Source organism: Gardnerella sp. Marseille-Q9691 (genome assembly GCF_046507715.1).
Classification (GTDB): domain Bacteria; phylum Actinomycetota; class Actinomycetes; order Actinomycetales; family Bifidobacteriaceae; genus Bifidobacterium; species Bifidobacterium greenwoodii.
In genome coordinates this window covers 71,150-83,374 of sequence record NZ_JBKFXI010000001.1, presented here as the reverse complement: position 1 = coordinate 83,374, position 12,225 = coordinate 71,150, and the positions used below count along the sequence as shown (strand labels likewise).

The 12,225-nt window shown below is 41.2% G+C and carries 8 protein-coding genes; 3 read left to right on the top strand and 5 right to left on the bottom strand.

The window, feature by feature from the left end:
- On the bottom strand, positions 1–702 hold the full coding sequence (locus tag ACLD6A_RS00460; protein ID WP_165847560.1) for a response regulator transcription factor: 702 nt from the start codon (positions 700–702) through the stop codon (positions 1–3).
- 140 nt (positions 703–842) lie between these two features.
- Here ACLD6A_RS00460 and ACLD6A_RS00455 point away from each other — a divergent pair, with 140 nt between their 5' ends.
- The 3 genes from ACLD6A_RS00455 to ACLD6A_RS00445 are packed head-to-tail and all read left to right on the top strand — an operon-like array spanning position 843 to position 3,107.
- On the top strand, positions 843–1,607 hold the full coding sequence (locus ACLD6A_RS00455) for an ABC transporter ATP-binding protein (protein WP_004138603.1): 765 nt from the start codon (positions 843–845) through the stop codon (positions 1,605–1,607).
- The gene (locus tag ACLD6A_RS00450; protein ID WP_102155501.1) at positions 1,604–2,329 is read left to right on the top strand and encodes an ABC transporter permease; all 726 of its coding nucleotides are present in this window, start codon (positions 1,604–1,606) and stop codon (positions 2,327–2,329) included. Before ACLD6A_RS00455 ends, ACLD6A_RS00450 begins: the two co-directional genes overlap by 4 nt.
- Positions 2,330–2,342: 13 nt before the next feature.
- Positions 2,343–3,107: an ABC transporter permease gene (locus ACLD6A_RS00445; RefSeq protein ID WP_410313601.1), complete on the top strand. Its 765-nt coding sequence runs from the start codon at positions 2,343–2,345 to the stop codon at positions 3,105–3,107.
- Positions 3,108–3,470: 363 nt separating this feature from the next.
- Here the strand turns inward: ACLD6A_RS00445 and ACLD6A_RS00440 are convergent, their stop codons facing one another.
- The 4 genes from ACLD6A_RS00440 to ACLD6A_RS00425 all read right to left on the bottom strand — a co-directional run.
- Positions 3,471–4,370 carry a class C sortase gene (locus ACLD6A_RS00440; RefSeq protein WP_410313275.1) on the bottom strand — a complete coding sequence of 300 codons (900 nt, stop codon included), beginning with the start codon at positions 4,368–4,370 and terminating at the stop codon, positions 3,471–3,473.
- A gap of 480 nt (positions 4,371–4,850) precedes the next feature.
- Positions 4,851–6,779 carry a SpaH/EbpB family LPXTG-anchored major pilin gene (locus ACLD6A_RS00435; protein ID WP_410313274.1) on the bottom strand — a complete coding sequence of 643 codons (1,929 nt, stop codon included), beginning with the start codon at positions 6,777–6,779 and terminating at the stop codon, positions 4,851–4,853.
- Positions 6,780–7,023: 244 nt separating this feature from the next.
- Positions 7,024–9,657, bottom strand: coding sequence for a hypothetical protein (locus ACLD6A_RS00430; protein ID WP_410313273.1), 2,634 nt, complete (start codon positions 9,655–9,657; stop codon positions 7,024–7,026).
- A 629-nt stretch (positions 9,658–10,286) separates the two neighbouring features.
- On the bottom strand, positions 10,287–12,225 hold a 1,939-nt coding region (locus tag ACLD6A_RS00425; RefSeq protein WP_410313272.1), incomplete at its 5' end, for a BspA family leucine-rich repeat surface protein.

The window sequence follows — 12,225 nt, the reverse complement described above, 5'->3', positions numbered from 1 at the left end:
TTACTCCACAATCAGCTTATATCCTAAGCCTTTAACTGTTATTAAAGAAACAGGCTGCGATGGATTGAGTTCTATTTTTTCTCTGATACGACGTATATGTGCCATTAAAGAATTTTCATATCCAAAAGGATTAGCTCCCCATGTAGCTTCACATAACGCGTCAATTGTTACAATGCATCCAGCATTTCTATAAAGTGCAGAAAGTAAATCATATTCTTTGGCTGTGAGTTGAATATGTTCGTTATTTTTTATTACTTGGGCAGAAGAAAAATCAATCTGACTATTTTTCAGTTTAACAATGGGATTTTCGTTCTTGTAGCTTCGTCTTAAAATTGCCATAATGCGAAACGTTAGCTCTTTTGGAAGAAACGGCTTTACAATATAATCGTCTGCTCCTAAGTCAAATCCCTTAAACTTATCTTCATCTTCACCGCAAGCAGTAAGGAATAAAATAGGACAATCACTATATTGTTTTATCTGCTTCATTAGCTCAAATCCATTACCGTCGGGGAGCATAACATCAAGGATTGCTAATTCTGGACGTAATTTTTGTGTTGCTTCTACGGCATCTTTTATACTTTTTGCAGTCGTTATATTATAAAAACCGTATTCGTTTAATATGGACACAACCATATCTAGAAGTTCCTGCTCATCATCAACAAGCAGCAGATGCTTGTTCAATAAATAATCATTCAGATTCATGGAGAGCCCCCCTAACATATATTATGCCATGTGAATATTCATTTTTTGACCTCGCATAAAAATGTAAGGTAGATGTAAGGTGAAGAGAATGTTGTAGAAAGGTTGACGCAATATCATAAATCCTGAAAGGAGATATTGCCATGAACAATATTGTTACAACAGAACATTTAACAAAAAAATATAAGTCATTTATTGCTGTTAATGATGTTTCACTTCATATTCGCAAAGGTAGCATTTACGGCTTTCTTGGGCCAAATGGAGCTGGAAAATCTACAACAATGAAAATGCTCCTAGGGCTTACGGCTCCAACAAAAGGTGTATTTACAATCGACGGAAAACAGTTTCCTGCCGATCGCATACCTATTTTGAAAGAAATAGGCTCATTTATTGAATCACCATCTTTTTATGCAAATCTAACAGGTAGAGAAAATCTTGACATTATACGTCGCATTTTAGCGCTACCTAAGAGTGCAGTTGATGACGCATTAGAATTAGTGGGTCTTTCTGAGTTTGGAGACCGTCTTGCAAAAAAATATTCGCTTGGCATGAAGCAAAGGCTTGGTCTTGCTGGAGCATTGCTTGGTAGGCCACCTATTTTGATTTTAGATGAGCCAACAAATGGACTCGATCCATCTGGCATACACGAAATCCGAAATCTGATTAAGTCGCTGCCAGATCTTTACGATTGCACGATTCTTATTTCTTCTCATATGCTATCCGAAATTGAGCTTATTGCAGATGATATTGGAATACTTAATCACGGACACTTGTTATTTGAAGGTAGTTTAGATGAACTACGACAGCATGCATTACAATCTGGTTTTGCTTCCGACAATTTGGAAGATATGTTCCTATCCATGATTGATGAAGACAATAAGATCAGGAAGCAGAGTGCAAGACTATGAAAACGCTTGTAATCGAACTAAAAAAATGCAAGAGAACTGGTTTTATAGCTCTTATGATTGCTATTGGCGTTATGGGAGCAGCGTACGCTTTTGTGAATTTTATTGTACGAAAAAATACATTATTAAATCTGCCTTTAGCTCCTATGGATATTCTTCTTACACAGCTTTACGGCATGATTATGGTGTTAAACATGTTCGGCATAATAGTCGCCGCATGCATTATCTACAACATGGAATTTAAGGGAAATGCAGTAAAAAAGATGCATATGCTGCCTATGAGTGTGCCTGCTATGTACCTATGCAAATTTATGCTGCTGACTGTTCTATTACTAATCGCTATTTGCATACAAAATTTAGCACTTGCAAAAATCGGTGTAACAGATTTGCCACAAGGCACGTTTAATGTAAGTACTCTTATATCTTTTGCTGCATATTCATTTATTACGTCAATGCCTGTATTGTCCTTTATGATTTTTGTATCATCACGATTTGAAAACATGTGGGTAACGCTTGGAATTGGTGTAGCAGGATTTTTAAGCGGCATGGCATTGGCTTCTTCAGACATAGTGCTTTTTATGGCATCACCTTTTATCGTTATGTTAAAACCAGCAGTTGCCATGAGCGCGCAACCTAATACTACGGTCGTAATCGTATCCATAGTTGAAACACTTCTGTTTTTATGTTCTGGATTGTGGGCGGCTAAGAACCTGCACTATGAATAAGGAGATTATGAAAATGAGATTTTTTGAACTTTTTAGAATCGAATTTAAGAAAGTAAAGCGTAGTAAAATTATTCCTTTGATTTTTATTGCGCCATTACTTGTGGTTGGATCTGGTGTAGCAAGCCTTCATAGCTACTTCACTCCAGAATATACACACGCATGGGCTGCTATGTTTATTCAAAGCGCATTAGTCTATTCATACTATTTGCTTCCTCTTAGTATGATTGTTATTTGCGTGATGATCGCAGGACGAGAAACAAGCAATAACGGAATACTAAAAATGCTGGCACTGCCTGTTAGCAGATACGCGATTTCTGCTGCAAAATTTTGCGTACTGTTATTTTATTTGCTTATGGAAATGGTTGTATTTTTTGCTGTATTCGTTATAGCAGGATTGTTTGCAACCAGTAGCACAGGAGTTACAGAAACGCTCCCAATTATGTATCTACTAAAATGGTGTTTAGATCTGTTTTTGACTATGATTCCAAGCGTAATGGTCATGTGGGCGATTACTGTGCTTTTTGAAAAGTCAATGTTATCCGTTGGATTAAATATACTTCTTGTGATTCCTGGCGTATTAATAGCAAATACTCCACTTTGGGTAGTTTATCCTTATTGTTACAGCGGATATATGGTTTCCCGCTCTCTACATGCAGTTACATCAACAGGATTAGGAAACGGATTTAATCTTATACCATTTTTGCCATGTGCAATTGCAATATCTGTGTTTGTATTTTTGATTGCAATAACACAATTTGGCAAAAAAGAGATGAGATAACAAGGGGTACTAAATAACAATGCAGTGAGATAACAAATGAAACGAGATAACAAATATAGACGTGATTAGAAGCGCACCCAGCTAATCTGCGCTTGGCATCATTTACAGTGCTCTCAATCTACATTGAGAGCACTCGTAGTATTTATACACTTTTTTGAGTGAACACTATGGATAGTGGGTGCACTTTTTAACGATAAGAAGGTACTATCGCAAAAAATTTAGATTGGCTTGATAGCTTGATTTTAAGCATGATATCCATTCTATTAACACCAATCATTTTCACGCTCGCAAGCAAACGCAATCGCGCAAAACAAACCGCATCACAATGCGCTCAAAGTGCACACAACCGCGCTATAGCTAGCGTTAGTTTAAATGCCTTCCATGCGGCGCAATATTCTTACGATGCCTGCGAACCGCGGCAATAATCATCGTGGCAAGAATCACGAAACACCCTATAAGCGCGAGCACGAACATCGTCATCCAAAGCGGCCACTGCAACTTATCGCCCGGCGCGGAAACCGGATCCGGTAGCACGCGATACCCCGCAACCAGCAGCCTCTGCGTATTCACACCATACGGCGTACATGTAAGCAGCGTCGCCAAGTCGCGCCCCTTCTCGCGTTGAAGCAACCTAATATCATGCGGATCGACCACGCTAATGCGGAACACCTTGTAACGCAGCGTCTCCCCCTGCACGTCAAAATAAAAGAAATCACCCTTCTTCAACTCCACTAAATCATCAAACATAGTCGCATTAGGCAAACCAGTATGCGCCGTCACAACCGCGTGACGAGTTTTACCACCAACCGGCAAATCCGTGCCATACAAGTGCCCAGCACCATACGCTAAAACCTCCTGCGAACTACCGTGGTAAATCGGCAGCTTAACGCCAATCTTCGGGATTTTTACGATACCCATAATCCCCATCGGCTCATCCAACTGCTTCGCATAATCCTTATACTCCGGCGTCTTCATATAATCCGTCGTACCATCGTACGGATCAGCAGTAATAATCGACTTGTGGCGCGCATTATAACGACGAGCCGCGTTCAAAATCTTCTCTCTAGCGCCCGCAGTCTGCTTACGACTCAACCGATCATAAGCAACAGAAATCTCCTTCGACACCTTGTTATTCCACAACGTTGACGCAACTGGATACGTGAAGCACAAAATTGCTGCAAGCGCGAGAACGATTGGCTCTAAAATACGGCGCAAATGCGATTTCTTGCGTTTTACTTGCTTTTCCTTCTTATTAGGCTTCATTCCTACTCCAATGTGCGGATGCAAATGTTTTAATGCAGATTTGTGTAGTGCGCGGTTTTCTTACTTGGTGTTGCGCGGGGTTTGAGTATTTCTCTCCTCGCAAGTCCCGTCGCTACGCTCCTCTTTTATTGCTCGTATAGAAATACATCAAACCTTCTGAATATCTAAAACTTTTGCGTATCTTTCATCACCGAGATTCTTGATTTTTCTTGCTCTCTCGGCGAGTCACCATCTAGCGATGCTGAGGCTCACCTCGTTCGCGGCGAAAAATCTCGAATCTCTGCCACACTTGGCGTAATGCATTCAACCTATGTAGTGCGCAAAAGATTAGAGCACTTTGTACCAGAAGACACGCCGCAGCGTTTAAAACAAAATGCATTTAGCATTTTGTTTCTACGCTGGCGTGTCCTGGTACAAAGTGCCTAAATCTTTTGAACGCTAAGCCGAACGTCATCTAATCAACATCGGCTAACGCATTGATCAAGCGTTCTGCTGCTGTTCTTCTTCCTTGCGATTGCGCATGTAGAGGAACACGCTTGCCGCAATCAAGCCCATGCCAGCAAGCGCAAACAGAATCACGCCAGCAGCACCAGTTGCAGGAAGATTGAACCAGAAGCTCTTGCCGTCTTCGCCACCCTTAAGTGGGAAGTCCTCAAACTCCTCAGTCTTAGTCTGATCCTTAGTAACAGTCACAGCATGAACTACAGGAGAAATCGCATAACCCTTAGGAGCTTTAACCTCAACAAGATAAACAGGAACACTAGCGCGAGTCTTGTATGCCTTCGCGAAGTTACCTTTATCATTTGTTTTAGCAGTCTGCACATCAGTAGTAGCAGCGCCAGCAGGTTGAGAACCAGCATTTGCAGTAGCATCATTAATAGTTGACGCAACCTTGCAATCTTCAATAGCGCTAAGTTCCTTATTTTCCTTCAGACCTTGAGCGCAAGCATTTGCCTTTTTCTCATCAGCAAAAATCCTGAACTCAGCATCTTTAAGCGGTTCTTGCTTGCCGTCCTTCATGTAGTACTTATGGACATTAAGGAAACCAAAGTCAATAGTCGCTTGAGCCTTCTTATTCTCAGGAATGATTGGCGGCAAAGCACTAGTATCCTTCTGATGTGCTGGGAAGAAGCCGGACTTGTTTACAATCTCATCCTTCTTCTTATCATCCTCAGACATTGGCTTAGATTCGGTTGGAGCAGTGCCAGTCTGGTAATCAGAATTAAGCTCAAACTCAAGATCTACTTCAACATCAATAGTGTCTCCTGCTTTTTTACAACCGTTTATTTCTTCAGCAATCTTGTCAAGACCTGCTTTTTCGAACTTAACAGAAATACGAGTGTGACCAGCAGCAAGACCTCTCTGATTTTCAGTAGCATCATCATTCGCTTTGTCTGTTTGAGTACTGTTCACAACAGGATCTTCTACCTTGTAATAAGTAGTCGTAGTGTCATTAGTCACATCTTTGCCGTTAATCTTAACTTTCTTCACAACACTTGCATCAATAGTCTTGAATGCAGCGGTTGGAGCATCATCGAAGACCTTATATCCCTGAAGATCGTTAGCAGTCAAATTCCTGTCATCACGCTTAGCTATGTTCACTCCGGCAGTAATCGTGAAAGGCACTTTATCCTTAACGCTAGCGAACTTAGTCTTATCGTAAACCTTCTGAATAGTAGTCGAGAGATCCTTATTCTTCGGCTTAACAGTAGGATTATAGTTATAAGCCACAGTCGTCTTGGTTTCGTTACTATTCTCGACTTTCGTCGTAGTGTACTCTGGCAAAGGAAGAGTCATATAGAAGGATTGCAGATCAGAAACACCATAGCCCTTAGGCGCGTTAGTTTCCTCAACCTTGTACAAGCCAAGATCAATAGGAGAATCATTAGTACCAAACTTGGCTATACCATCTTTATCAGTGTTCTTCGGACCAATAACGTTATTAGTATCAAGCTTGACTTCTGCATCAGCGCCAGTATCTGTAATAGTGTGATCGTTCAGCTTAGTAACAAGCTTCGCAATCTTCTGCCAAGACTCAAATTTGCTAAGATCCAAAGTAACATACTGGCTGCCTTCCTTAACAGAAGTGACTTTAGTCAATTTGAAAGTAGCATCGTTAAGTGGCTCGTAACCAGCTTTGCATTGAGGACCTGTTGGTGTATTAGAAGAAGAAGTAGCTTTACCATCCTTCTTTTTCTCCACACACTTAAGGATGGTTATAGTGCCATTCTTTGGAGCACCCTGCTCCCACGGAGCTGGCGCAGCAGGTGCAGTATGCGCGTTAGGATCTCGCTTAGGACCAGCAGCCCACGCAACTCCGGATACGGTTACAGCGCCGGCGACGCACAGCGTGCCAGCCATCGCAAGCGACGCCACCGCCGCCACGAATTTATTAGTGAACTTTTTCATGTTCACTCCTTTCATTTGCCGTTTTACGGCAACTAGAGAATTAGTTTGCATTAATAATGCTCATACGAGTAAAGTTTTAAAATTTTTAGCATTTACCTTGTGTTATCACGCTCCCAAATCCCGAAAGATTGCGCAATAAAACAATACGCAATAAAACAATGCGCGAAACAGGAAGGCTTTATGCGCAAATGCGTACGCAGTCGCCTTATGCGCAGCACGGCGAGTAAATGCATATACAACTGCTTTATACGTGATTGCATAAGCCTCGCCACCTTCCCAAAATTAATTTGCGACCGCGCTCACTTTGACTTACCACAAAGCCAGCAGCCAGCAGATTCACCAATAGCGCTGCAAGAATACCCAGCTGCAAATTCCAACTCTGCCCACCCGTGTGCGGCAAAGTAAAATTACTCACCAAGTGAATATTGAACGTAAAAGCAGCAAAATCCTTATGTTCTTTAAAAGATGCTGGAGCAGTGGTTAGCGTAGAGCTTATCGACGTAGGCGTTAAGCTGCCTTTTAGACCATCAAACGTTTCGAGTGCCTTAGGCTTTAACGCAAACACAACGCACTGATAATCGCCAACCTCAGTCGGCTTCAAGGTCACTTCCATAGAAGCTTGCGACGCAACATTCGCTGCAGTACATTTTTTATCACCATTCCCTGCTTCATTGCATCTAGTTTGCTTCGTATCCTCAGGCACACTCAGCCCAAGCTCGGCAAGATTACTACTCCAAGTCTTGTATTCAAAATCCTCCGCAGATTGCGACGAACCAGAAGGTTTCCCAGGTTGCGAGCCAGTGCCAGTATTAGCGCCATTTGAGCCACTTACAGCAGAATCACTTCCACTCGAGCCAGCACCTCCGGTCGAAGCACCACTACCGCCGGCAGCATTATCCTTCTTCTTCTCGCCATTAGAGCACAGCACGCGCAACGTAATCTTCTTCGTGCTATCCGCAGAAGAAGTGGCTTCAATATAAGGCTTAAGCTCCATACCGAGCATTGCAGAAATACTGTTATTCTTGCCAGGATTCTTGTCAGACAATTCCGTAGGACTACCATTAAACGGATACACTTTCAGCGTAAGATCATTATCACCAATTTTTGGAGGCTCCGGCTTTTGAGGCTTACTCGACTTTACCTCAATCGTAACTGACTTATAATCCCAGTCAACGCCTTGCTTAATAGACGCTTTATTAGTCCACTTATCTTCAACAATGTTTTGTTCTGGATTATCAAATAGGGATTGCTTATCAGCTTCGACTCTACTATTAAATTCTTTCGACACAGTAGAGTATTCATATTTTACATCTTTAGGGCCACCACTACCAACAAATTTACGTTTTAGCTCAACATCTTTAACAGCAAACACTTTGCACTCAAAAGTTCCATCATTTTGTGGCTTACCAGTAATCCAACTTTGAGAGCGCTCAGTATAAGGATCATTCTCATATACAGCAGAATCTTTTGCAGTGCCATCCTTTGGACGAATCAGATTTTCCTTATGCTCGAACTGAGTCTGCGCACCTAAGCTCAAACCATTAACACTATCTACCGTGTAACTGGCATTATTACCACTACCAGTTTTGCAAATCATATGATGATAGATAAAACCAACCTTATCTTTCGATTGCGATTCAATAAAAAGCTTATTATTAATAGAATCGTAAACGTCTTTCTTATCAGTACTGCCAGTAGTACCTCCGCTAGCACCTTGACTACTAGACTTTGGCTTTATAGTAATTTTATTACCACTTACCGCAACACCATCCTGCTCTTTCACAAAATCGTATACACTCAGCGTTAAATCACCAGGCTTAACCTTAGGTAAATACTTTTCATTAAGTTCTACTGTAATTTTCTTGGCTTTGGATTCGGAACCATTTGTATAATGTATTGCAACTGTAAACTTATATTTCCCAGCTACAAGCCATTTGTTTGCAAAAAAACGTATAGAACCATCACTACTATCTATATTCTTCGTAGATTTAGTAATGTAGTTACCATCCTTATCCTTGAAAAAAGCTAAATCGTATCCATCCTTACCATCTTCGTCCGCTTTATCTTTATGACCTATTTCAAGCCACGCGCCACCAGGTAATGCAAATTTTTTCTGCGATTTACCAGCAACTTTTATTGTTGGAGTAAGAATATGATTAACCTGAGTATAATTTTTTCCAAGTTTTGCTCTACTGTAATTAATAGCGTAACATGTTGCTAAAGTACCAAATTCCTTCATATTACTCTTGCACGCTTCCGGAAGCTGAGGCTCATCATTAGCGCCTCTGTCAGTGCCTTTAACAGCTTTCGCAGAATCAGCAGCTTTATTTTTAGCATCTTTAGCGTTTTTCTTTACAGCAGCCTCATCAGCCTTAGCCTTATCATCAACCTTGTTACTATCAGGGTTCTGCTTTTCAACAGGATTCGATTCCTTATTATTATTATTCGTTAAAGTACTTGAAGAGCCAGTATTTTTCTTATCAGGCTCAGTATTATTAGGTTCACTCTGCTTAGTCTGCTGCTTCTTCTCATCATCATTTTTAGCAGAACCAGACTGCGCACCCTCAGCCTTCTCAGTACCAACTTTCTCACCAGCACTCTCACCAGCACTTAAAGCAGAAGTTGGAGCAATCACAAAAGTAGCAAGCAACGTTGCAGATGCTACCAATAACGAAAGTAACGCTCGACGCGTGCACGAACCACACGCTTTTTGAGACGCATTTTTGGATGATTTTACGAACGCGTTTTTAGACGCGTTTGAGCGCAAAGCGGCGCAAGAAGCCTTTTTAGACTCTCTCGCAACGCTAGAGTCAATGCAGCGAGCAACAAAATCTCTAATCGCCCGCCAAACTTTTAATAAAACCTTCTGAATATTCATAAATATTCCTTAATATTCCTTTAACTGCTATATATACGCTCCCTCGCATTGCACAATAAATAAAGGCTAAAGGTAATTGTCTTTACTGCAAGCACAGCCATGAAAACTGTTAAACAGTACGATCAAAAACCTCCATGTAATGTACAGCTGTGAGTATACCCCCCCCCCCATGCTGGATTTCAAGCAAAATCCATGAATTTGACAATCTTTTTGAAAATCACTATTTTCTATGAAAATAATCGCAAAATACGTTAAAAAATATTCAAAATAACACATGTTTTTAGAATATTTTACCGTGGACGATTTTAGTTCTATAAACTTCGGGCGTGTCACAAACTACTAAATACAGTCAATTAAAATAAACATAACCACAATATATGCTGGTTAGTATTACAAGCAGACAAATGTACACTCGTTTTAGCACTACCAGTACCACTACCCCTACCAATACCAGTACCACCAACTACCACTATCACTGCCTGCATCAATCGAGACGAAGGCAGACCTCACTCGCGTTAAAAGCACACTGCGCTTTCATCAACTTTGAGCAAGCTCAGCGCTACGAGTTGCTTTCGCGCGCGCTACGCTCTTGTGCTCTGCGCTCTCAAGCAGGTAGGAGCGCAGCGATATTAAAGCTGCTTAGCATGCTTGCAGAAGGTGGATCCGTCGCCTCGGAACCGAGCAAAGAAGCCGATTGCTGCACTTACAGCGGTTTTAAGCATAGAACCACTTACAACAGAATGTGCAAAGCAGTGTTTAGCACCAGAGGCAACATCGAGCGCACCGCCGCTAAAAACTTTTGCAAACCCAGCCAAAGCGGTGCTTGGAAGCACAGACGCGACCCATCCATGACGACCGAACGCGCCAGCAACAGCGAACATTGAGAACAGTCCAATAGACAAGAACGTAAACATAACAGCCGACTGGCCGCCAGTATGCGGCAAAGGCACTGGCTGAACAAAGGTCTCCAAATAGTACATTGTAGTGAAGAACACTAAAGGCGACTTTGGATCACTAACAGGCACAGCACCATCTTTATCGCCAAGTTCTGTCCAAGTGCAAGTACTTCCGCTTGACTTCTTAAACAAGATTTTATAAGTACTGCCCTGTCCTTCGGTACCTCCAGGTTCTCCGCTTTCTTCATCACTGCCATCACTTACAGATCGCGATTCTCTTGCGGATTGCAATTTCTTTACACGCGATTTCAACTTTGCAATTCGCGTGTCAGAATCAGTTTCTTCACTAGTTTCTTCACTAGTTTCTTCACTAGGTTCCTTGCCCGATTGAGAATCTATAGCACTTCTAAACTTTGAAGCGAAACTATTTTTTACAATTCTGTACGCATAATCCTGCGATTTTTCATCCTGTTTCTTCTCTAAATTACTCGAATTATACAGTGCATGAACATAGTACGTATAAGTAGTACCACCCGAGTCACCGCTACTACCACACTTACACGAACCCATCTCTCCAGGCTCCATTAGCTTGGCTTTAACAGGAATGTAGTATGCAATATTTTTAAGATCATCATTGTTTGAAATTGTATCTAAAATCGTAACATTATTAGTTACGACTATATTATTGCTGTGACCATTCTCATCGAGGGAGAATATGTCACCAATAGCAAAATGTTTTGCGATAGGATCATCATCAGGATTATTCTCAAAACTACTAGACCGCAAGTTATTCGCAATCAATGTTCCTTTAAAACCATCGAACATACCATCAACAGAAAAGTAATGCTTGCTCGGATCATCAGGGTCAGCATTAGCCACAAGTGTCTTCGATTTTGTAAAAGTCTTATTGCTGAAATCTAATACGAAGTTGTCGCCACTTTCTGCTCCTGCATTGGAAAACATTAAACTAAGATTCGTAACTTTTAAAATATCCCACTTGCTTAAATCAGCAGTGCCAGTAAGCGATTTGCAATCCGCAAACATGCTAGACATGTCATTAACATTGCTAACATTCCAGCCACTCAATGCACTTATATCAGTCAACTTATCGGTACCTTCAACAAAGCTGTGGCTGAACATATCACGCATATTCGTAACATTGCCAACATTCCAGTTTTCTAGACCTGAAAGATTACTTAATCCAATGCACTCCTCGAACATGCTATGCATATCAGTAACATTGTTAACCTTCCAACCTTTCAAATCTGAAAGGCTACTTAAACTCTTGCACCAGCCGAACATGTTATTCATATCCGTAACATTGCCAACATTCCAATCTTTCAAATCACTAATGTTCACCAACAATTCACAACCACTAAACAAGCTAGACATGTTCGTAACATTGCCGACCTTTGCTGCCCAATTACTCAACTTCTCTGCACTAGTAAGCTTTTTACAATCCGCAAACATGCCAGACATGTTCGTAACATTGCCAACATTCCAGTCTTTTAAATCTGAAAGGCTACTTAAGCTCTTACAACCGTTGAACATGTTATTCATATCCGTAACATTGCCAACATTCCAATCTTTCAAATCACTAATGTTCACCAACAATTCACAACCACTAAACAAGCTAGACATGTTCGTAACATTGCCGACCTTTGCTGCCCAA